Below are 21,091 nucleotides of genomic sequence, written 5' to 3'. Positions count from 1 at the left end.
CTGATCTGCCACCTGAAGACGGGAGATCATGTTTGATCCTGCCGGGTTGTTGTACTTACATATGATACACACCCCTAAGCAGGCGTAGGACCATATGAAGCCGGATCCGGAAAATGACAATCTTTTCCCGCTGAACCGTATGCCGCAACCTGTTGACGGTGTTCCGTCACAGCCTTGGCGAAACGGTGGTGGGCTGACCAGAGTCATCGCCAGTCATGAGGGCTGGCGCCTGAGCGTAGCGGATATCACGCGGGACGGCGCATTCTCGCGCTTTCCGGGGATTATGCGGCATATTGCCTTGTTGAAGGGGCGTGGTGTGCGGCTTCTCCTTTCCGATGGTACGGAGCGGGAGGTTGTTCGGGCTGGCGAAATCGTCACGTTTTCCGGAGAGCTCGGTGTTGATGCTGTCCTTGTGGATGGTCCTGTGCAGGTGGTGAACCTGATGCATCCATTTTCGCATGCCGGTCGGCTGATGGCCTTCACGGCAGCGGATGATCAGGATTTCGATGTGCCCTGCGGTGCCGCGTTTGTCAGTGTGCGGGGGCGGTGGAGGTTCGCAAGCGCTACCGGACAGGTGCGGATCTGTCGGGAAAGGGAAGTTCTTGTTTTGCCCGATGAGGTGGGCGGAATTCTCAGATCAGAAGTCGGGGATGATGCTCTTCTGTATCTCGTCATCCCCGATTAATCATGCTGGCGCTCAAAACTTGGAAGCAGGGCGCCAGTCGGTAGCGGCATCAAGCAGTTGTTCGATCGCCGTGGAGAGATGCGCGGCGGTCTGAAGATTGATCGGCCACGGATCACGTTCGGAAGCCAGATAGGTGGATTGTGCGATTTCCAGCTGAATGGCGTGGATGTCAGAAGCGGGTTGGCCATAGTGACGGGTCGTGTAACCGCCTTTGAAGCGGCCATCCCGGACATGGGTGTAGGACGGCAGTGTTTCTGCACGGGCCATGATTGTTTCGGCCAGAGCCGGGGCGCAGGACTGGCCGCTGTTGGTGCCGAAATTCAGGTCCGGGAGGCGTCCTTCAAACAGTCTGGGAATTTCCGAACAGATGGAATGGGCGTCCCACAGAATGGCCCATCCAAACTGTTCTTTCAGGCGGTTCAGTTCAGCCTGTACGGCGTCGTGATAGGGCTTCCAGTAGCGCTCCGTCCGTTCGGCGATCTCTGCTGCATCCGGCTCTTGCCCTTCCAGATAGATGGGCTGGCCATCGAACCCCAGCAGGGGCACCAGACCGGTGCTTGGCCGGCCGGCGTACAGGGCGGCGTCATCCCGGCCGCGGTTCAGGTCAACGACATAGCGGGAGAAATTCGCACGCAGGATACCGATCCCCTTTGAAAGGGCGAAGGCATACAGGTGCTCCATGTACCAGTCGGTATCGGGCAGTCTTCTGCCGCGTGGGGTCATGCGCTCGTCCATGCCGGGCGCTAGACGGTCACCCGCATGGGGGATTGTGACCAGGATCGGGAGGGTGCCGGAGGTAAAGGAGAATATGTTCGTCATGGTTCTGGTCCGAAAATATCAGGCAGCCATCAGGGTGCGCAGTGTTGCGTGGAAAGCCTGTGTCAGCCGCACTTCGTCGGCATGGTGGCCGTCGGTGATGCGCCATTGTCCGGCGCACATGACGTGGCGGACCGGGGGATGTGAGGTGGCGAAAATGGCTGAATCGAGAATGTCGTCTTCCTGCAGGTCCGGCAGGGACAATGCCTGCTCGTCGATGACGCAGAGATCTGCGCGGGCGCCTGGACGCAGGCCATCAAGGGATACGCCACAGGCCTGTGCGCCTCCGGCAAGGCACTGATGATACAGCCAGGCGCCGATTGATCCTTTCTGGCCCGGGGGCAGGGCGATGCAGCGTTTCTGGCGTTGCAGGCGCAGGCCATATTCCAGCAGGCGCAGCTCTTCCCACGGGCTGAGCAGGACGTTGCTGTCGCTGCCGATGCCGAAGCGGCCACCCTGGGCAACATAGGCTTCGAACGGGAAGATCCCATCGCCAAGATTGGCTTCGGTAATCGGGCAGAGCCCTGCCACGGCTGTGGAGCGCGCGATGGCGGTGACTTCGTCGTCTGAGAGATGCGTAGCGTGAACCAGACACCAGCGGGCATCGATGGAAGCATGGCTCATCAGGTGATCTACGGGGCGCTGTCCCGTGATGGACAGGCATGTGTCCACCTCACGCTGCTGTTCGGCAATGTGGATATGGATTGGTGCGCCTGGCCCTGCGGCCTGCAGGAGAGGTGAGACACTTTGGATGTCTACCGCTCTTAGCGAATGCAGCCCAATGCCTGTTCTGACCAGCTGTGAGCCGTGCCACTCGGCCTGAAGGTCCGAAAGAATGTCGGCGATCGTCTCAGAGGTGCTGGAGAAACGCTTCTGGGCTTCATTCAGGGGGCTGCCGTCAAATCCGCCTCGGGCATAGAGGGTCGGCAGCAGTGTAATCCCGATGCCTGCATCCGTGGCTGCGGCGGCGAGGCGGGAGGACATTTCGGCCGGGGACGCATAGGGACGTCCGTCCACCGCGTTATGGAGGTAGTGGAACTCGGCAACCTGGGAATAGCCGGCTTTCAGCATTTGCATATACAGGAATGCGGCTACGTCCTGCATCTGTTCGGGCGAAATGCGATGTGCGAGCTGATACATGCGCGTGCGCCATGTCCAGAACGTGTCGTCCGGGTTCTGTTTCCTTTCAGCGAGGCCGCCCATGGCGCGCTGGAAGGCATGCGAATGGAGGCTGATCTGGGTTGGGATCACCACGTCGTAACGCTGCATGTCTGCGCTGAAGGCGCTGTCAGGGATAATGGATGAAAAAGTCCCGTCTTTCGCTACGGTGATTCGGACATTGCGGCGCCATCCGTCTGGAAGAAGGGCCTGTTTTGCAAACAATTCGGTCATCACGAAATTCCAGGTTGCACGGCACGGAAGCCTTTGGTGAAAGCGCCTCCTGTTCTCCGGAAAGGATCATAATGGGATTGACTGATATGTATATACATATATCACCGTAGGCGGAACAATACGGAGAAGAACCATGTGGGATACCCTTTGGCTCAATGTCCATCTTGCGACAGGCGATGACACTCTCATCACACCTGAGGATGGGTATGGATGTCTCCGTAACGGGGCCGTGGGAATCCGGGATGGCATGATCTGCTGGGTCGGGGCAGAAGCAGATCTGCCCGGGACGCCGGAAAGTCTAGCCGGCAGGATCGAGGATGGCCGTGGCGGATGGCTGACACCGGGGCTGATCGATGCCCATACGCATGTGGTTTTTGCGGGCGATCGCAGTCATGAATTCGCGCAGCGCCTGAACGGCGTGTCTTATGAAGACATTGCCCGCAAAGGCGGCGGCATACTTTCCACGGTGACAGCAACACGTGCGGCCTCGGAGCATGAGTTGCTGGACGTCTCTCTGAGGCGGGTCAAGACAATGATCCAGGAGGGGACGACCTCGCTGGAAGTGAAATCAGGGTATGGTCTGACGCTCGCGGATGAACTGAAACAGTTGCGGGTCGCGCGAGCCATCGGTGAGACGCTGCCGATCCGTGTCCATAAGACATTTCTGGGCGCTCATGCTGTGCCGCCTGAATATCAGGGCCGTGCTGATGCCTATCTGGCATTTCTGATTGATGAGGTTTTGCCGGCGCTTCACGCTGAGAAGCTGATCGATAGTGTGGACGCCTTTTGCGAAACCATTGCCTTTTCGCCTGCCCAGACGGAAATCCTTTTTGAAGCCGCACGGAAGCTTGGACTTCCAGTGCGTATTCATGCGGAGCAGCTTTCTCTGGGTGGGGGGGCTGTTCTGGCGACGCGTTATAATGGGCTGTCAGCCGATCATCTCGAATATGCGGATGAAGAGGCCGTCGTCAGTATGGGGCGCCAGAAGACGGTTGCGATGCTGCTGCCGGGGGCATTTTACTTCATACGGGAAAAGCAGGTTCCGCCCGTTGAATTGCTGCGCAGGCACAAGGTCGATATCGGGCTCGCCACGGACTGCAATCCCGGAACATCCCCGGTTCTGGGGCTGACTGCCGTTATGAATATGGGATGCACGCTTTTTCGTCTGACACCCGAGGAGAGTTTCCGGGCGGTCACGTCCGTGGGGGCGAGGGCTCTGGGGCTTGAGCGTGAAGTCGGGATGCTGCGTGAGGGAATGCGGGCCGATCTGGCTTTGTGGGATATTACAGGTCCGCCCGAGCTGTCTTACTGGATAGGCGGCATCCGGCCCGTCTGCCGTGTTTATAATGGAGTATGCTCGGAAGTTTAGGTCATATGATGGTCGATGGGCCTGCTCCAGAACGCTGTTGCGGGCAGCCATCGTGCATATTTTGTCAGCCTAACGGTCAGGCCCGGGGCCAGAGAAGAGAGCTGCAGGGCGCTTACTGGTAGAGCGTCAGTGCCGGTTGCCAGGTGAAGCAGGTATTCCTGCAATCACTCGGCTCCCGGTTTCAGTCGGTCTGAGAATGGAACTTTAAAATCCAGTCGAGACCGATACCAGTGCGGCAAACCCGCCACCGACGATGTAGACAGGGCTGGTGCCTTTAATGGTGTTTCCGTAAATACCCTTGGTGGCTTTTGCTGCGCCTGTCGCACTTGAGGCGCCGGACAGATAGTTATTATCACCCAGATTGACGAGGTTCAGCTGAAGGGTCGGGTGCTTGGCCGGTCCGAACTGCTTCATGCGATATCCGAGCGTCATGTTGGATGTGACATACGAGTGCAGGGATTCGTCGTTCATAAAGGTTGTGTACTGTGTGTCGACGTAGCGGAGCGCGAAATTCCCGAAGAAATGACCATCGTCATACCGTAGCCCGATCGAGCCCGTAAACTTGGGAGAGCTTGGAGCTTTCTTGCCTGCGGTTGGCAGATAGTCGCTGCCTGCATTGTAGTTGTTGTCGATCGTTGCGTGCAGATATTGCCCGGACAGATAGGGGCTGAAGTGATGCCAGTTGCCCAGGGCAAATTCAGCCTGAACGCCACGGGCCGTTTCGCCACCGACATTCAAAGGTTCGGAAACAAGGTTGTTGGTCCCGGGCAGGTAGCCGTAGGACGTCACCTGATGGTTTGTAATGTTGTAGTTGAAGAACGAGATCGCAGCATTATAGAAGCCGTGATGACGGTAGCCGATTTCTTCACCGATGGAATATTCAGGCTTGAGGTTTCCGGGCTGTTCGACGGCCTTGTTTGATGACGGATCGAAAAGCTGGGAATAGACCTCGACCGAACCGGGAGCACGGAAGGCGGTGGTGCCGTTGATATAAACCTGATCGTGCTCGGTTAACTTATAGGACGCATAGAACTGGGGCATCGGTTCGAAGTAGTTTTTGATGTTCTTGTAGGGATCGGCCCCCGGGACGAGATTGGTGCCCTGTCGAGACAGCATTGTCGTCTTCAGTCCGCCTGTGATCTGAAGGCGATCATTCAGAAGATGGACCGTATCTGCGAGATACAGGGTATTGGACTGCTGTTTGAAGTTCAGGTCCCAGGGGGTCAGGATCCGGCCATCAGCAACACGGATCGGATCATTATTAAAGCCGGAGATCGAATTTCCCTGTGCATCCGTCTGGATGTAGTTCGCCATTTCTTCGTGCTGGGTGTAGGCATACCAGTAACCGAAGGTCAGCGTGTTGTACTTCGTGCTCCATACAAGCGATGCGTTGAGGCCGGAGGATTTCTGGTTCCAGGGATCAACGGCCTGCGTGGTTGCCATTCCGTCGGATGTCAGGTTCGACAGGTTGAGGTTTCCTGCCGGGCCCGTCCCGAAATAGCTGTTGGCGCTGCTGATGTTCTGTCCCCACAGCGATGGGCCGAACATATGAACGTAATACGGGGCGACGTTGAGTTTCAGGGAACGGGTGAGGGTGAAGTGTGAGGGCGCCATGACCGTCATGGCGTTATTGATCGTTGGATTCAGCTTGTAGTAATTGGCATCGCCGAGTGTGTACTGGCCATCATAGTTATAGCTGCGCCCATACTGCTTCCACTTCGCCATCGTGGGGTCGAGATAGGCCGTATATTTGGTCGCATTGTAGCCGAAGATCGCTGAAACGGAGTTGCCCTCTCCCCATTCCTTGATGAATTTGGCGTCGGTATGATGTCTGGTGCCGCCGCCTGGTCCACGCCAGTTGTTCCATCCCATATGGGAGTAGGAGATGAAGCCACGGATACCGGAATGACCGATATCGCCGGTCTCAAGGCGCAGGAATTCCTTGTTGGTACTATGTGTGCCGCCTGTCAGGGAGAGAAACCCGCCAGCTTTGTGGTCAGGGTTAATCTCCTGCATCGTGATCTGACCGCCAACCGCATTGTAAAGCGGGGCATCAACGTCCGGAGAGCCCTGAGAAACGGTGACTGAACCAAGGTTTTCGGTATCAACGATGGTGCCGGTGTAGGGGGCGTAGCGGATCGGATCGGCAATCGGAACGCCTTCGAACAGGTAGCCGATCTGTTCTTCGTTCATGCCGCGGATGTTGAGGGAATCTCCCGTAACGCCCAAGGGGTCCTGACTGTATGTCACGACGCCCGGCAGGTTGCCGATCATGGCCTGCACATTGGATGTGGGGCTGACCTTGGCGATGTAATCGCGGGTGATGCCACTTTGCGAGCGTGGTGCGGTCTGAACGGGCATCAGGCCGCCGCCCGGTGTCGTATTGCTGACGCCATCACCATAGGATGCGCCTGTAACGCGAACGCTTTCGTCAGCATGTGCTTCAAGAGCGGACGGAGCAGAGTGGTGCACGGCACGGGAGGCAGCATGAGGCGTGGTAGTGGATACCGGTGCCATTTTATGGGCTGCAGCGACCGGGCGATGCGCGGGATGTGTCTTGTTTTTGGCTTGGGCGCTGGTGGCGCAGGCCACTATTGTGGAACACAGGAGGGCAATCCGGAAGCTGGTGTTGGTCATGGGCAGCTCATAAATTCTGAAGGCGACCGCGTTTCCGTATCGGGTGCGGAACAGATCCACCGTAGAAACTCTGTAAATTTATTGTCAATAAAAAAACGATCACAGACGTTCGTTTTAATGATCCTCTGTGCTCGATTCGTGTGAAGGGCTGAGTGTTCTCTGGGTTGTTGGAGGTGAGAACTGCTTCTTGTTTCATCCTGTGTCTCAGGGCTGAGGGACGAGTATCTGTTCTTTTTGTAGGGAAAAAGAGGCTGGAGCGATCGGAAAAACCGGCGAGATCCGGACGGGACCTTTCTCCAATATTGGCTGTAAAGGTCAGGAAAACAGGCTTTCTGGCACTTATCAGGATGGAATTCAGAGCTGCTCCATGTGGCGAGCTGAGGTTTTTGCTGTGGCAGCCAACGCTGCGAAAGGCAGGTGAAAGCTCCCAAAACGATGTTTTTAAGGCGCAACGATAAAAATCACTCAAAAAGATTGCTGATTCGATCAGAATGGGTTCAGGTATTGATCTGAAACTGTAAGGAAACCTCGGATGATTAGGACTTCTGCTTCTCCTGCTGGTGCTTCCTGGAAAAAAGCCTGTCTGGGTGCTGTTCTTCTGGCGGGTGTTGCCATGAGCGGGTTCGCGAATGCGGCCGTGCCGGCGCTGATGCCTGTTCCGCAGAGCATTTCAGAATCTGGCGGGGTTTCTTCCGTCGCTGCGGGAATTCAGATTGTATGGGATGCACCGCCATCCCCGCTGTTGCAGCGTGCCGCCAGCCGATTTGCGTCCCGACTTGCGGAGGTGGCAGGACCGGTGGCGGCGGGGCGCCCATATGTCCTGCATGTCAGTGCCGCTCAGGATCCGGCCTATCTGAGCATGGGCATGAAAGAGCATTATACGCTGACGACATCGGCGTCCGAAGGGCATCTGCAGGCAGACGGTCCCGCAGGTGTTGTCCATGGTCTGGCAACCCTGTTGCAGCTTGTGCACAAAACATCGGACGGAGCAGTTGTCGACCAGCTGCACGTTGATGATGCGCCGCGCTTTGTCTGGCGCGGTCTGCTGCTGGATGTCTCGCGTCATTTCGTCTCGGCTGATGCCGTCAAGCGACAGCTTGATGCCATGGAGCTTCTTAAGCTCAATGTCCTGCACTGGCATCTGAATGACGGAACCGGGTTTCGGGTGGAGAGCCATGTCTTTCCGAAGCTGACGACAGTTGGATCACACGGGCAGTTCTATACGCAGGACCAGGTACGGGACATCGTGGCCTATGCAGCGGATCGCGGTATCCGCATTGTTCCGGAATTTGATGTCCCCGGTCATGCACTCTCGATCCTTCAGGCCTATCCGGCGCTGGCCGCGCAGCCTTTGCCTGATACGAGGGCGGTGGGCGAGAATCTCAATAATCCGGCGATGGATCCGACCAATCCGAAGACACTGAGTTTCATCCGTGCGCTTTATGCGGAAATGGAGACACTGTTTCCCGACCATTATTTCCATTCGGGTGGGGATGAAGTCCTTGGAACTCAGTGGACTGCCAATCCACCGATTGCGGCTTATATGAAGGCGCATGGTTACAAGGATGCACCGGCTCTTCAGGCCGCATTTACGGCGCAGGTTGAGAAAATCCTTTCCAGCCAGGGACGTGTGATGATGGGCTGGGATGAGGTGAGCGAAGCACCCATTCCCAAGAATGTTGTCGTGGAGGGCTGGCGCGGCTCGAAATGGACGGGATCGGCTACAAAGGCAGGGCATCCGGTCGTTGTGTCCTCAGGGTACTATCTGGATCTGTTGACACCATCGCGTACGCATTATGCGGTGGACCCCTACGACACGAAAGCGGACGGAATTTCCCCGGCAGAAATCGCGGAATCACATCCGAAAATTACCCCTCTGCTTCAGGCATTCCTGCAGGACCCGGATGCAGCGCCTCTGAGCGATGAACAGAAAAGCATGGTGATGGGCGCCGAGGGCGCATTATGGACGGAAGTTGCATCCGAAAACATGGTGGATGCGCGTCTGTGGCCGCGGACGGCAGCTCTGGCTGAGCGCTTCTGGTCTTCTGAAAAAGTCAGGGATGCGGATGATCTGGAGCGCCGGCTGCCTGTTGTCATGACGGAGCTTGAAGCGACTGGTCTGCAGGCCAAGCAGCATGAGCAGGCCTTGACTGAGACGCTCGCACCAGGGCACGCGGAAGTTCTGTCGACCCTGCTGAGTGCCACGGTTCCTGTCCGGAACTATGCGCTGAACCACCTTGCCGCCAGAAGCGGGGGTGCGGTGCTCTCCATGCCGGTGGCGATTTCCAATCCAGATGCGTTTGATGCCACCCGTTTCAACGCCATGGCGCAGCGTTATGCCGCGGGAGAAAAAGGGCTGAAGGCGCCATTGAAGGCGATGCTCGAGCGTTGGTCCGCCAATAACGGGGCGTTTGTGGAGATCGCGAAAAATGTCCCGGCTCTGGAAGAGGTGACGCCTGTTTCTTATACGCTCACGGCACTGTCCAATGCCGGGCTGAATGTTCTGAATGGCGCGTCAGGAACTGCGTGGCGGGAGGATGCGCAACATCTGGTCGCGGTGCAGGACGAATTTTTCCATAATTCGTCGAACCATCTGCTGTCTCTGAGCCGGCCGCAGCCGCCGGGGGGGCTGCTGATTGCAATCCTGCCAGGGATCAAGTCCCTGCTTGGAATGGCGCACTGATCCCGACGGTATTTTCCGTGGTGTGAACTCAGCCCCTCCATCTTCGGGGGGCCTGAGCCTTTTATGCAGGAACGCGCGGCATCAGGTTATGCGGCGCGTTTCCACTCTGCCGCCGCAGCGTCATCCATGATGATGGTGCAGTCCTTGTGGAGACGGATTGCGGACGCACTGATATCGGGCGTCATCGGGTCGAGCAGGGCCTTGCGGATGATGGCGGCCTTGCCTCCCCCGACAGCCAGAAGCAGCAGGCGTTTTGCATCCAGAATGGTCCCGACACCCATCGTCAGGGCACGTTCGGGAACGGCATCGGGATTGTTGCCGAACATGCCGGCGTTCTGCTGACGGGTGATGGGGTCCAGCACGACGGGCCGGGTGCGCGTATCGAAGGCTGATGGCGGTTCGTTGAAGCCGATATGGCCGGTTTCCCCGATGCCAAGAAGCTGGAGATTGATACCGCCCGAGGCCCTGATGCGGTCTTCATAAGCCGCGCATTCGGCATCCAGATCCGCAGCCATTCCGTCGGGGACATGGCCATGTCCTGCCTGCATGTTGACCTGATCAAACAGGTGTTCATGCATGTAGGTATGGTAGGATTGTGGAGCCGATGCCGCAATTCCCACGTATTCGTCCAGATTGAAGGATGTCATGGACGAGAAATCCAGCGCGCCTTTTCTGTAGCGCGCGACAAGCAGAGCGTAGAGGCTCTCCATGGTGCGTCCGGTTGCAAGTCCAAGTACGGGGGCTGCATGACTGCGGATTTCGTCGGCGACGATTGTGGCGGCTTTTTCCACAGCCTCGGTTGAGGTGGGGACAGTAATGATATTCATGTGATGTTCCGAAGACTGGGACGCGAAGGAGGATGAGGCGGTCATGTCAGACGGTCCGCTGTCCATTCACCCAGACTTCGCTTACGGCCAGAGAGGCATCGAGGACGGTAAAGTCTGCAAGAAGGTCCGGAGCAAGAACGCCACGGTCATGAAGGCCGAGATAGCGTGCGGCGTTGGTGCTGACGAGTTTGGCGGCATCCGGAAGCGATGTGCCGGCCTGAATGGCATTACGCAGGGCCTGATCGAGGGTGAGAATGCTGCCGGCAAGAGACCCGCCGGGGAGGCGGACGGTGCCATTGCTGATGACGACATCCTGCCCGCCGAGCTGACTGAGGCCTTCGGGGCCACCCGTACCACGCATGGCGTCCGTGACGAAAAGCAGGCGGCTGTCCATCAGGCGTGAGGCAAGGCGGAAGCTGGCCGGATGGACATGGTGCGTGTCGAAAATCATTTCGGCATAGGCGACATCGCTGCACATCAGGGCCGTGACAGGGCCGGGTTTGCGCCCCTCGATCGGAGACATGGCATTGAAGAGATGTGTGGCGCCGATCGTTCCCCCGGCTGCACACACGACGCAGATGGCGCGCTCCGTGCCTTCATAGTCGGTTGTGGTGTGACCGAGACTGACCCGGACGCCTGCTTCTGCAAACAGGCGCATGGCGGTCTCTGCATGATCCAGTTCGGGGGCGAGCGTCACGACGCGGACGCAGCCTGTGCCGATGGCTTCCGCAACCCTGTCGGGACTGGGAGCAATGGCAAAGGGTGGTTGCGCACCGAGCTTGTGCGGACTGACAAAAGGGCCTTCCAGATGGGCGCCGTGGATGCGGGGGCCTCTTTCCATGCCGGTTTTGCGGACTTCGGCTACGGCATGGAGAGCGTTCATCACGTCGTGCCAGGGGGCCGTGATGGTGGTGGGGAGGATCGTGGTCGTGCCGTGGTTCATGTGGAAGCGTGAGAGCTTCCGGATGGCGTCGGCACCGTCCATCGTGTCGGCGCCATCGCCACCGTGGACGTGTCCATCCACGAAGCCGGGCAGGATGTAGCGGTTCGCGGGCTGGGTGACGGGGTCAATCGCGCGGATATGGCTGTCGAAGGTGATCCGCCCGGGAAGGATACGGTCGGGAAGAACGAGATTGCCGTCGAGATGCAGGGTCATGGGGTCTGGTCCAGGGGAAGAAGGCCGGTCTGCCCGTAGCGGCGGGCGTAGAAAAAGACTGCGAAATAGGATGGGATGACCAGCAGGGCGAACATGGCCTGAAACCCGACGAGAGGCTTCAGGGCGACGTAGATCTGCGGGATGATGGCCCCGCCGCTATAGGTCATGACCAGCAGCGCCGAGGCGAGGGGCGTCCACGGGCCGGCCCCACGGATGGCGATAGGGAAAATCGTCGGCATCATCATGGCGTTGGCAGCACCCAACAGGGCGACGCAGGCAACGGAGACATACCCCGTTGTCAGGAAGGCCATGAGAGTCAGAATAATGCCGGCAATGCAGGACAGTTCAAGGAAGCGTTCCTGCGTAATGATGCGAGGGACGATGGCGAAGCCCAGCAGATAGCCGAACAGCATGGCGCCGAGCGTAAGAGAGGTGAAGAATTTCGTCTGGCTGAGTGGAAAGCCGAACTGCTGCCCGTAAGTCCCAATGGCATCGCCAGCCATGACCTCAACGCCGATATAGAGGAACATGGTGAGAATCCCGAAGACCAGATGGGGCCGGAAAATCCGGGTCCCGCTGTTCGGCATCCCCGGGATGGGTGGGGCCTGAAGATTGGGCAGAGGGCAGAATACGACCGCGACGGCGGCGACAAGCAGAAGGATCGCCATTCCCATGTATGGGGCATAGATCGCATGGACGAAGGCATTGAGAACGGCATCGCGGGCGGCGGCATCGGGCGCGGCACTGGCGCTCTGGGCGACGTGATCAATGTCACCCATGACGACGGTTGCGAGTACGATCGGGGCCAGAATGCCGGCGAATTTGTTGCATACCCCCATGACGGCAATCCGCTGGGCGGCACGGTCTGACGGGCCGAGCAGGCTGACGAGGGGATTGACCACGACCTGCATCAGCGACAGCCCCGCGCCAAGGATCAGAAGGCCTGTCAGCGCTCCGCCGTAAATGCGCATGGAGACGAACTGTCCGAATGTGGCCACGCCGAGGGCGCAGAGAAGCAGGGCCACGGACAGACCCTTTCTCAGGCCCAGCGACCGCGCCAGAAACGATGCCGGGATCGAGAAGATGAAGTAGGAAATGTAGAAGACCATCGGCACCATGAAGGCCGCGACGTCCCCCAGGGAAAAGGCAACACGGACAAACGAGATCAGCGGCCCGTTCAGCCAGGTCACGAAACCCATCATGAAGAAGATGCCGGCGGCGACACCAAGAGGACCCAGCCCATAAGGGGCTGTCAGGCTGCTGTGCGAGAGAGACTTGGGAAGAGCCATGTCAGAAGAAATCCGTCAGCCTGGAAGCGGGGGCATGGTCAGGGGAAAGGTCGGGAAATAAAGACTCTCAATGTCCAAGCCCTGCGTCCTGCAGGGTCTGGGCAACGGTGCTGATCCAGCGGTCATCCACGGGCCATCCGGCAAGTCTGGCGGCCGTGAGAAGGCCGCCACCGATCGGGGAGAGGCGCGGGCATGTGGGCGCGCCACAGGTCTCGGCGATCGCACTGCGCAGGAACGGGCTCTGAAGTGTTCCGCCCGCGTAGCTCCATGGAAGATCGGGGCGGGAGAGCTTGCGGCGGGCCGTATGGACATGAAGGGCCAGTTCCGCTGCGGCATCGTGCATCAGGCGGCGGCCGGTAGGGCAACCCTGTTCGGCCTGCTGGGCGACGACGCGGGTCAGGGCGGCTGCCGCGGAGCGTTCATGCGTCAGGGTGCCGTACCAGTCCAGCAGGGCAGCGGCGCATTCGGCAGGATTGGCAGGAAGGTTCAGTTCTTTCTGGAACGGTGCCAGAAATGCGGTGTCAGTCGTATTGCGGCCATCAAGAATGGCAGTGATGACGCCGAGGGCTTTGCGGCCGATCCAGAAGGCGCTGCCCTCGTCGCCCAGCAGGCTGCCCCAGCCTCCGACGCGACAGGTTGTGCCTTTGCCATCTGTGGCCCATGCCATGGACCCGGTGCCCGAAAGAAGAAGGACGCCCTCCTCTCCGGCAAAGGCGCCGTTGCAGGCCATGTCCACGTCATTGGTCAGGAAGTGGGGGATATGCTCGAAAATTGAATGGATCAGACTGCGCTGGCGCTGATTGAGCGTGGCGCTCTCGCCAAAGCCGGCGAGGCCCAGTCCGGCGCCCACGGTATTGTCTGGAAGGCGGGAAAACAGGCCGCTGAGGGTTTCGCGCCACAGGGGCTGGTCAAAGGGATTGGAGCCTTCGGCACGGCCGATATCGGAAATGGTGCCATCCTGGCGCAGGACGACCAGCAGGGTCTTGCTTCCACCGCCGTCCATTGCCGCAATACAGGGCTGACTCATGAAAATACCTTCGAAACCCGCGGATCAGATAACGGAATGAATTTTATCTGGATGTACATAAAGTTTTGACGAAGCGCCACAGGCCTGATCGTAAATGTCCAGAACGGCATCCACTGCGGAAAGAATAATATCCCGTGGATGCCGCGGGAGCAGACCCGCTCGGATTTTCTCGTACTGGACAGGGAGAAACTGGCTCAGGAGAGGATCGGGCAGGCCCGTTTCTTCAAGCTGGGACAAAAGGGTCGTGACAGCAGCTTCCGCATCAGGTTGCGGCCAGTAATAGCGGATGCGGTCACTGTAGGCATAGTGGCGGAGGATGGCGAGTTTATCCTGCGGTCCCTCATAATGGCCACGCCATTGTGCAGGGTGTTCCGTCATGATCCGTTCCATGACGCTCCGCAGGCTCTCCTGATGGGGGAGGAGAACGGACCGGATGCTGTCCAGTCCATACAGAGCCTCACGCAGCGCAAAGGTCAGACCCGGCCCGACTTTCAGAAGCAGGAAGCCGTCTTCCACAAGCGCACGAAGGGCGGGAAGCGGCTGGTAATCCGTGGAATGCGCTTCAAAGATCTGGCCCGGCATCTGGTTCAGCGTCGCCGAAAGGGCTTTTGCACGGGGACGGTCATACACCACCACGTCTTCCACGCCGAACTCGACGCCCGGCTGGACGACCAGTCCGATGACGCGGGTCCAGGTGGCGTCTCCCAGAGTGCGACGGAAAAGCGTTTCGTGAATCTGGAGGGTGGTGGTGGCAGCCTGTGGCGCCGTTGGTTCGAGATGATCAAGAGCTTCAGCCGCCCCGCCCGGGACCGGGACTTCCGTGCCGATGATATAGACGGCCTGACCGGGCGCGACACTTTCCGCGCGTTGGGCAAGGGCGCATGCCCGTTCGGCCACGGTTTCGTCAGGCAGCGCGGCAGGCTCTCCTGCACAGCCCATGCTGGCGTCGAGATGCAGCTTGACGAAACCCGCTCGGGCAAAGGCTTCGATCATACACAGGGCCTTGTCCATGGCTTCCTGTGGAGGCAGGGACTTCCATGGATTGGGGCCAAGATGATCTCCCCCCAGCAGAACGAGATGCTCCGGGCAACTGACTCTGGAGGCGATGCCCAGAACAAGCTCCCGGAAATCCGCGGGGGTCATTCCAGTATAGCCCCCGTCCTGATTGACCTGATTGCAGGTTGCTTCGATCAGAACAGGCTGTCCGGTTCGGGCGGCCCGTTGCAGGGCGGCTTCCAGAACCAGCGGATGCGCGGAGCAGACCGAGGCCAGCCCTTTGCGCTGTGCAGCCGGGACGGCCGGATCGTGAGCCTGATGAACGAGGGGCAGGAACGGGGAGATGCTCATGGTCAGGCGATCGTCACGACTTTGGTGAGATGGCGCGGTGCAAGGGTGTCCAGTCCTTTGGAGCGGGCAACGTATTCGCCAAACAGCTGAAGGACAGGCAGAACCACCAGCGGACGGACATCCGCGCCTTCGCTGACGGACAGGGAGACCGTGCCCGGGCCGCCGATCCCGAGAACGCGTGCGCCCTTGGCCATCAGGTCTTTGGCCAGAATGCTTTCCTCTTCCAGGGTGTCAGGATGGTAGAGGAAGACAACAAGGGAGTTGTCATCGATCAGGCTGATCGGGCCATGGCGATATTCCAGCGGATGATGTGCTTCCGTCTGGCTCAGGCTCATTTCCTGAAGTTTCAGGGAGCCTTCACGGGCGACGCCATACAGGGCTCCGGCGCCCAGAAACACGAAATGGGAGCGGCCTTCGAGCAGGGGCGTAAGCTGCGGGTCTGCTTCGGCGAGGAGTGTTTCAGCCGCGGCAGTTGTTTCCGGGGTGACGGAAATTCCGGCATAGCGCAGGCCCATCAGGAGCATCAGACTGGCAGACGCCGTCATGACGATCCCTTCTTCCGCATGGGTTTCAGCCAGAACGGTTTCGTCGGCGTTTTTTTCCAGACCCGTGTTTTCGGCGCAGGTGAAGGCGGTGACGTGCAGGCCTTTTTTACGGCTCTCGATGGCGGCGGCAACCGTTTCCGTGGATTCCCCGCTGCGCGAGAGGGCGAGGATATTCGGGCGGATGCTGGACGGCACGTAATCCTGCGGGCGGCGTGTCCATTCGTTCCCGGCGACGGCGCGCGAGAAGACACCATTGGCGTTCAGGCCGGCAGCAATCGCATCCGCGATATGGACGGACGTTCCGCAGCCCACCACGACCGTGACGGTTTCCGGGTCCGGTCGCACATCCTGCATGTCGACTTTGTTCCAGAGGGGAAACTGTTCGCGAATGCCGCGTTCGGTAGCGTTCATGAGGACGTGTCTTTCAGAAGGAAGGCTAACAGAAACGTATCTGTTTCGTAACAGGTACGTCCGCGGAGGTCAGATGGCGTGTGGAACGGTAACAGCAAAACTTTTCGGGGCAGGCGTCTGTGTCTGAATTATAAAATCCGGCAATACGATCATGTCAACTCAATAAAATGATTGCTATTGATCAATTCGATCATTTTTCAGTTGCTTTCCAAAGAAAACCGAGGCGCGTAGAATGAACGCGGTAAGGCTAACCAGGGAGACATGATCTTGGCATCCGACCGTCTGATGCAGATCCGGCACTATCTTTATCTGAACGGGATGACCGGGATTCATGATCTGGCCAGCGAAGTCGATGCCTCGCTTGCGACCATCCGCCGCGATCTGCAACGTCTGGAAAAACAGGGCCTCATCATCCGGACACATGGAGGAGCCGCGCTTGCGGACTCGGTGGATCGGGAAGTTGCTTTTGAAACCCGCGAGAGCCATGCGCTCGATCACAAGCGGGCGATTGCAAATGAGGCGTTTCTGCATCTGGAACGCGGATCGGCGGTGTTTTTCGATGCTGGTACCACGGTTTTGCAACTGGCGCGGCGTCTGCGTATTGATCCCATGCCGCTGACGGTATTTTCTAACAACATTACCGTATCCGAAGCCCTGAGTGGGATCGAGGGCGTCGAGATGAATTTGCTCGGTGGGCGGCTGCGGCATGCGAATCGCAGTCTTGTAGGAATTCTTGCGGAACAGGCGATCGAGAACCTGTGGTTTGATCAGGTGTTTCTGGGAACCAGCGCCGTGCAGTCCGATGGCACGATTTCAACACCCGACAGCGAAGAGGCGAGCCTGAACGCGGCCATGATGCGCCGGTCCAAAGAATGTTTCCTGCTCACGGACAGCACCAAATTCGGCCGACGCTCCACCTACCGTGTTGGCCATCTGGATCAGATTTCCTGCGTTATTACAGATACTGATATGGATGACGCCCAAGTGCTGGCGCTGCGGGAACGTGGCCACACCATCATTCTGGCCAGTCATTCCAATGACGGATTACCGGAGCGCTGAGAGAGCGCCTGCGAAAGCAGAATGGGCTGATCGTGGCCTATTCTGCTTTCAGTACACCGCCTCAGACTCCTTCCGAAACATCCGGCGGCCGTTACGCCTCAGTACCGCTCGGGGACGAGCATGGTTTCGGGTGTGGGTTCACGTTCGTAATCCGGATGGAATACCCGCTCCGGCAGGACGACTTCGGGGCGGCTGACGGGTTCGTAAGGCACGAGCGAGAGGAAGTGGGCAATGCAGTTCAGGCGGGCGCGCTTTTTGTCCACGGCCGGGACGACCCACCACGGGGCTTCCGGAATGCTGGAGCGTTCCAGCATGACTTCCTTGGCCAGCGTGTAGTCTTCCCAGCGACGGCGGCTTTCCAGATCCATCGGGCTAAGCTTCCACTGCTTCAGCGGATCTTCGATCCGGGCTTGGAAGCGTGATTCCTGCTCTTCATCCGTGATCGAGAACCAGAACTTGATGACACGGATCCCGCTGCGGACCAGCATCCGCTCGAATTCCGGCACAGAGCGGAAGAACTCCTCGTATTCCTCATCGGTGCAGAAGCCCATGACGCGCTCAACGCCCGCGCGATTGTACCAGCTGCGGTCGAAAAGCACGATTTCGCCCGCGGCAGGAAGATGGGCCGTATAGCGCTGGAAATACCACTGTGTGCGCTCGCGGTCATTCGGGGCGGGGAGGGCGGCAACACGGCAGATGCGCGGGTTCAGGCGCTGGGTGATGCGCTTGATGGCACCGCCCTTGCCGGCAGCGTCACGCCCTTCAAAAAGCACGACAATCCGCTCGCCTGTCGCCTTGACCCAGTCCTGCAGCTTGATGAGCTCACCCTGAAGGCGGATCAGTTCGCGGAAATAGGTGCGACGGAATGCGCGGTCCGCAGGATCGAGGCCTTCCCCTTCGTTTTCTTCCAGGGAGAGTTCGAATTCTTCATCCAGGTCATCGATGATTTCGTAGCGCATGCGCTCCCGTGCCTGTTCGTCTGGCGAGAGGCCACCGAAATCGTTGTCCTGCGTCATGGATTGCTTCCTTTGTCATCGGCGTCTCAGGCCGTGAGCGGAACCTTACCGGGCACAGGGGAGGCGAAGTTTGAAAGTTAATTGAAATCATCACGCAGGTTTTCAGAACGTCGTGGTCATGTTCAGCCCCACAACAGCGCCGCGTGATGCCGAGGCCGCACCTATTTCCGGCTCCTGTCCGCCCAGATTCCAGAAATACTGGAAGTCCGGCTGGAGCGTGACGTAATCGCGGACCGGCACCTGCCATGTCAGCTCGACATGATTTTCCGGCACCAGAAGTCTGGCCGAACTGTCGGACAGGCGGATGATGTCCCGCGCGTTCTGCTTTGCGCGATGGCTGTAAAAGCCGGTGCCCCAGCCAATACCGATCACGTCATTGGGGCGGGAGGGGACGAAGCCCTGAAAGGTCAAACCGGCCTCCACTTCCGTCGTGAAGCGGTTGCGGGTGCCGCTGGCTATGGTGGCACGGACGAAGGTGTTGATCGCTTTGACGGGCTCGCTCACCGTGCGCCACAGGGCCTGATCCAGCACGACATATCCAAGCCATGTGCCAGAATGGTAACGCGGAATTCCTGTGCTGTCCGGACTGCCCAGCAGGCCGCCCTGACTGTCATAGCGCGGGTCCGGGAAACGCCCGGTATCGTACAGCCCGCCGATTTTCCACGTTCCCGGCATGGCAGGCGCATCCTTGCCGGAAAGGCTTTGCGCGGCATCCACCCAGAGCTGCGCCTCGCCCATGAAGAGGGTTCCGCCGCTGGTGGAAAAGGTGGTGCCTGACGGGTCGATCCGGGTCGGGCTGAGGGTGCTGTAGAAGGGGCCTTTTGTCGGGTTGTCGTCGGTGATGGCCAGCATGAGCACGAGCGGATAGGCGGGAGACCACTTGATCCGTGTTCCCACGGCGGAAAACGGCCATGACGGGCCGCCCGAATAGAGATTGCTGGATGTCGAGAGCGGCCAGCCAAAGCTGGCATTCAGGAACAGGGACGCGTTCTGGCTGACGAGGAACTCGGTATCCAGATCGATCGTGCCGACGCGGATATCCAGCCGGTTTCCGAAAAACCCCTGCCCGTACCAGAGCTCGAACAGACGGGTCGTGCGTCCGGCGTCGTAACCACTGACGGGGTTCAGCGACCCAAGACGCTCCCCGGCCAGCGAGCGTCCGCGCACCTGAATGGCGCTGATATTGAGAAGCCCGTCATGCCAGCCAAAGGCGCGCCGGGTTTCCAGCAGAAGTGTTGCGGCCGTCATGCCGTCATAGGTCGGGCCGGGATGCATGCCGCCCGAGGTCAGGCCCCAGACTTCCTCGACGTCCTGAAGATTGAACCTGATACCCTTGCGGGTCAGCCAGGAGCGTGCGCCACCCACATCGCCCAGAAGTTCGGTCCCGGTGTCCTCGGGGGGCAGAACAAATCCGGGCGCGGGCGAGGGCAGGGGCACGCCTGACGGCAGGACATCCGTGACCAGTGGCGCCGTGGCGGCGTGTGCTGTCCCGATCAGGACCCCCAGAACACTGCACAGACCGGCCAGACGCCAACGATCCGGAACGCGGTCTGACAAGACGGGTCCCCTTTACCCAAGGTGCTGGAATGTCACGATCATTCACAGCACGGGGAGAGGGATGGGAAGTGAAGTTATTATGACGTCCGCTCAGGATCAGGCGATCAGGCGATCAGGCGCTCAGGGCCAGCCGGACAGGACCCTGTCTTTTACGGCTGCGGGCAGGGGCACGTAATCCAGATCCCGCGTGGCATCATCGCCCTGTTTCAGGCCGTATCTGAAAAACGCCTTTACTGCGGCGTGCGTTGCGGGGGCCGCCGGATGGACGGGGATGAGGGCGAAGGTCGCGCTCATGATCGGCCAAGCCTGAGCCCCCGGCGCGGCCAGAAGATTGACGGCATAATGGTCCGCATGGGGCCACTCCGCGCTGAGGGCGGCATTCGTGAACGCGGCTTTTCCGGGGGCGACGAACTGTCCCGCATGATTTTGAAGCTGCACCGTATTCAGCCGGTCCCGACGCGCAAACGCATATTGCACAAAGCCGATCCCACCGATGGACTGCCGCACGCTGGCCGCCACCCCGTCATTGCCCCGCGCTTCTGAGCCATCGCCCCACATCCCGGCTTTCCAGTCCGGCGCGACGGCATGGAGATAGTCGCTGAAGACCTGACTGGTGCCTGATTCTTCCTCGCGGTGGATGGGCAGCACATCCAGATCCGGCAGACGCAGCCCCGGATTGAGCGCGCGGAGACGTGGATCGGCCCAACTGGTGATCTTCCCGTCAAACAGCGCGGCGAGGGTTGGTCCGTCCAGCTTCATCCGGTTGGATGCGACCCCGGGAACATTGATGACCACCACGATCGCGCCAATGGCGGTCGGGAACTGATACAGGCCCCGCGCTTGCAGAACCGGCCCGGCAAGCGGCAGATCCGACGCCCCGAAATCCACATCGCCAGCCATGACGCGCCTCTGCCCCTCGCCGGAGCCGACACTGCGATAGGTCAGGGACAGGCCGCTCTGGCGCTGGAACCCCTCGCTCCAGGCCCGGTAAAGCGGCGCGGCAAAGCTCGATCCGCCGCCCGTAAGACCAGCGGAATGGGCTGTTCCGCAGAGCATGACGGCCAGGGCGGCGGTGATGCCGCGTGCGATGAACCTCACACGATGAAACATGCCTGATCACGCTCCGCTTTAATGTTCCGGCTGCCCTGTCAGTATCACTGCGGGGAGCATCATGACCATGACTGTCATCAAGGTTTAAGGGTTTACCTGTGGCCGTGAGGCAACAGTGCCATTATTACACAATATTGCTAATGAGAATCATTTGCATTAGCAATT

General features: G+C 59.3%; 16 protein-coding genes. 4 read left to right on the top strand and 12 right to left on the bottom strand.

The genetic code is table 11. The annotated features are described in order from the left end of the window. Nucleotides 1-94: 94 nt before the first annotated feature. A complete protein-coding gene (locus JK202_RS09230; RefSeq protein WP_211560394.1) occupies nucleotides 95-685 on the top strand; it encodes a HutD family protein in 591 nt (196 codons plus the stop codon). Nucleotides 686-697: 12 nt separating this feature from the next. Here the strand turns inward: JK202_RS09230 and hutG are convergent, their stop codons facing one another. Further along, nucleotides 698-1,504, bottom strand: a complete 807-nt coding sequence (gene hutG, locus JK202_RS09225) for an N-formylglutamate deformylase (RefSeq protein ID WP_211560392.1) — start codon at nucleotides 1,502-1,504, stop codon at nucleotides 698-700. Nucleotides 1,505-1,522: 18 nt separating this feature from the next. Continuing rightward, on the bottom strand, nucleotides 1,523-2,893 hold the full coding sequence (locus JK202_RS09220; RefSeq protein WP_211560390.1) for a formimidoylglutamate deiminase: 1,371 nt from the start codon (nucleotides 2,891-2,893) through the stop codon (nucleotides 1,523-1,525). Between the two features lie 133 nt (nucleotides 2,894-3,026). Here JK202_RS09220 and hutI point away from each other — a divergent pair, with 133 nt between their 5' ends. Next, nucleotides 3,027-4,262 carry an imidazolonepropionase gene (gene hutI / locus JK202_RS09215; RefSeq protein ID WP_211560388.1) on the top strand — a complete coding sequence of 412 codons (1,236 nt, stop codon included), beginning with the start codon at nucleotides 3,027-3,029 and terminating at the stop codon, nucleotides 4,260-4,262. Between the two features lie 204 nt (nucleotides 4,263-4,466). Here hutI and JK202_RS09210 read toward each other — a convergent pair whose 3' ends face one another. Continuing rightward, nucleotides 4,467-6,899, bottom strand: coding sequence for a TonB-dependent receptor (locus tag JK202_RS09210; protein WP_249199876.1), 2,433 nt, complete (start codon nucleotides 6,897-6,899; stop codon nucleotides 4,467-4,469). A gap of 532 nt (nucleotides 6,900-7,431) precedes the next feature. On the opposite strand from JK202_RS09210, the gene JK202_RS09205 reads away from it, so the two are divergent. Further along, nucleotides 7,432-9,582 (top strand): beta-N-acetylhexosaminidase, encoded by a 2,151-nt coding sequence (locus tag JK202_RS09205; RefSeq protein ID WP_211560386.1) that lies wholly within the window; start codon nucleotides 7,432-7,434, stop codon nucleotides 9,580-9,582. 86 nt (nucleotides 9,583-9,668) lie between these two features. On the opposite strand, the gene nagB is transcribed toward JK202_RS09205, so the two are convergent. The 6 genes from nagB to JK202_RS09175 all read right to left on the bottom strand — a co-directional run bounded on the left by nagB (nucleotide 9,669) and on the right by JK202_RS09175 (nucleotide 16,184). After that, nucleotides 9,669-10,409 carry a glucosamine-6-phosphate deaminase gene (gene nagB, locus JK202_RS09200; RefSeq protein ID WP_211560384.1) on the bottom strand — a complete coding sequence of 247 codons (741 nt, stop codon included), beginning with the start codon at nucleotides 10,407-10,409 and terminating at the stop codon, nucleotides 9,669-9,671. 46 nt (nucleotides 10,410-10,455) lie between these two features. Beyond that, a complete protein-coding gene (nagA, locus tag JK202_RS09195; RefSeq protein WP_211560382.1) occupies nucleotides 10,456-11,565 on the bottom strand; it encodes an N-acetylglucosamine-6-phosphate deacetylase in 1,110 nt (369 codons plus the stop codon). Further along, nucleotides 11,562-12,854 (bottom strand): glucose/galactose MFS transporter, encoded by a 1,293-nt coding sequence (gene gluP, locus JK202_RS09190; RefSeq protein ID WP_211560381.1) that lies wholly within the window; start codon nucleotides 12,852-12,854, stop codon nucleotides 11,562-11,564. The genes nagA and gluP overlap by 4 nt, the downstream gene beginning before the upstream one ends. Before the next feature lie 67 nt (nucleotides 12,855-12,921). Further along, nucleotides 12,922-13,881, bottom strand: coding sequence for an N-acetylglucosamine kinase (locus JK202_RS09185; protein WP_211560380.1), 960 nt, complete (start codon nucleotides 13,879-13,881; stop codon nucleotides 12,922-12,924). A 24-nt stretch (nucleotides 13,882-13,905) separates the two neighbouring features. Next, nucleotides 13,906-15,228 (bottom strand): D-tagatose-bisphosphate aldolase, class II, non-catalytic subunit, encoded by a 1,323-nt coding sequence (locus JK202_RS09180; protein ID WP_211560379.1) that lies wholly within the window; start codon nucleotides 15,226-15,228, stop codon nucleotides 13,906-13,908. 2 nt (nucleotides 15,229-15,230) lie between these two features. Beyond that, on the bottom strand, nucleotides 15,231-16,184 hold the full coding sequence (locus JK202_RS09175; RefSeq protein ID WP_211560378.1) for an SIS domain-containing protein: 954 nt from the start codon (nucleotides 16,182-16,184) through the stop codon (nucleotides 15,231-15,233). A 261-nt stretch (nucleotides 16,185-16,445) separates the two neighbouring features. Between JK202_RS09175 and JK202_RS09170 the strand changes: the two genes are divergently transcribed. After that, the gene (locus JK202_RS09170) at nucleotides 16,446-17,243 is read left to right on the top strand and encodes a DeoR/GlpR family DNA-binding transcription regulator (protein WP_249199875.1); all 798 of its coding nucleotides are present in this window, start codon (nucleotides 16,446-16,448) and stop codon (nucleotides 17,241-17,243) included. A 98-nt stretch (nucleotides 17,244-17,341) separates the two neighbouring features. Here the strand turns inward: JK202_RS09170 and ppk2 are convergent, their stop codons facing one another. From ppk2 to pstS, 3 genes are all read right to left on the bottom strand, one after another. After that, nucleotides 17,342-18,259 (bottom strand): polyphosphate kinase 2, encoded by a 918-nt coding sequence (ppk2, locus tag JK202_RS09165; protein ID WP_211560377.1) that lies wholly within the window; start codon nucleotides 18,257-18,259, stop codon nucleotides 17,342-17,344. A 102-nt stretch (nucleotides 18,260-18,361) separates the two neighbouring features. Then, nucleotides 18,362-19,816, bottom strand: a complete 1,455-nt coding sequence (locus JK202_RS09160; protein WP_211560376.1) for a carbohydrate porin — start codon at nucleotides 19,814-19,816, stop codon at nucleotides 18,362-18,364. Nucleotides 19,817-19,936: 120 nt separating this feature from the next. Then, entirely contained in the window at nucleotides 19,937-20,926 is a 990-nt protein-coding gene (gene pstS / locus JK202_RS09155) for a phosphate ABC transporter substrate-binding protein PstS (protein WP_211560374.1), read from the bottom strand. Between the last annotated feature and the right edge of the window lie 165 nt (nucleotides 20,927-21,091).

Source organism: Gluconobacter sp. Dm-62 (genome assembly GCF_018256155.1).
In the GTDB taxonomy this organism is placed as follows: Bacteria; Pseudomonadota; Alphaproteobacteria; order Acetobacterales; family Acetobacteraceae; genus Gluconobacter.
This window is presented reverse-complemented; position numbering and strand designations above follow the sequence as displayed.

Coding starts and splice junctions, on each gene's coding strand:
- JK202_RS09230 (WP_211560394.1), top strand. CDS start 95: ATGAAGCCGGATCCGGAAAATGACAATCTTTTCCCGCTGAACCGTATG.
- hutG (WP_211560392.1), bottom strand. CDS start 1,504: ATGACGAACATATTCTCCTTTACCTCCGGCACCCTCCCGATCCTGGTC.
- JK202_RS09220 (WP_211560390.1), bottom strand. CDS start 2,893: ATGACCGAATTGTTTGCAAAACAGGCCCTTCTTCCAGACGGATGGCGC.
- hutI (WP_211560388.1), top strand. CDS start 3,027: ATGTGGGATACCCTTTGGCTCAATGTCCATCTTGCGACAGGCGATGAC.
- JK202_RS09210 (WP_249199876.1), bottom strand. CDS start 6,899: ATGACCAACACCAGCTTCCGGATTGCCCTCCTGTGTTCCACAATAGTG.
- JK202_RS09205 (WP_211560386.1), top strand. CDS start 7,432: ATGATTAGGACTTCTGCTTCTCCTGCTGGTGCTTCCTGGAAAAAAGCC.
- nagB (WP_211560384.1), bottom strand. CDS start 10,409: ATGAATATCATTACTGTCCCCACCTCAACCGAGGCTGTGGAAAAAGCC.
- nagA (WP_211560382.1), bottom strand. CDS start 11,565: ATGACCCTGCATCTCGACGGCAATCTCGTTCTTCCCGACCGTATCCTT.
- gluP (WP_211560381.1), bottom strand. CDS start 12,854: ATGGCTCTTCCCAAGTCTCTCTCGCACAGCAGCCTGACAGCCCCTTAT.
- JK202_RS09185 (WP_211560380.1), bottom strand. CDS start 13,881: ATGAGTCAGCCCTGTATTGCGGCAATGGACGGCGGTGGAAGCAAGACC.
- JK202_RS09180 (WP_211560379.1), bottom strand. CDS start 15,228: ATGAGCATCTCCCCGTTCCTGCCCCTCGTTCATCAGGCTCACGATCCG.
- JK202_RS09175 (WP_211560378.1), bottom strand. CDS start 16,184: ATGAACGCTACCGAACGCGGCATTCGCGAACAGTTTCCCCTCTGGAAC.
- JK202_RS09170 (WP_249199875.1), top strand. CDS start 16,446: ATGATCTTGGCATCCGACCGTCTGATGCAGATCCGGCACTATCTTTAT.
- ppk2 (WP_211560377.1), bottom strand. CDS start 18,259: ATGACGCAGGACAACGATTTCGGTGGCCTCTCGCCAGACGAACAGGCA.
- pstS (WP_211560374.1), bottom strand. CDS start 20,926: ATGTTTCATCGTGTGAGGTTCATCGCACGCGGCATCACCGCCGCCCTG.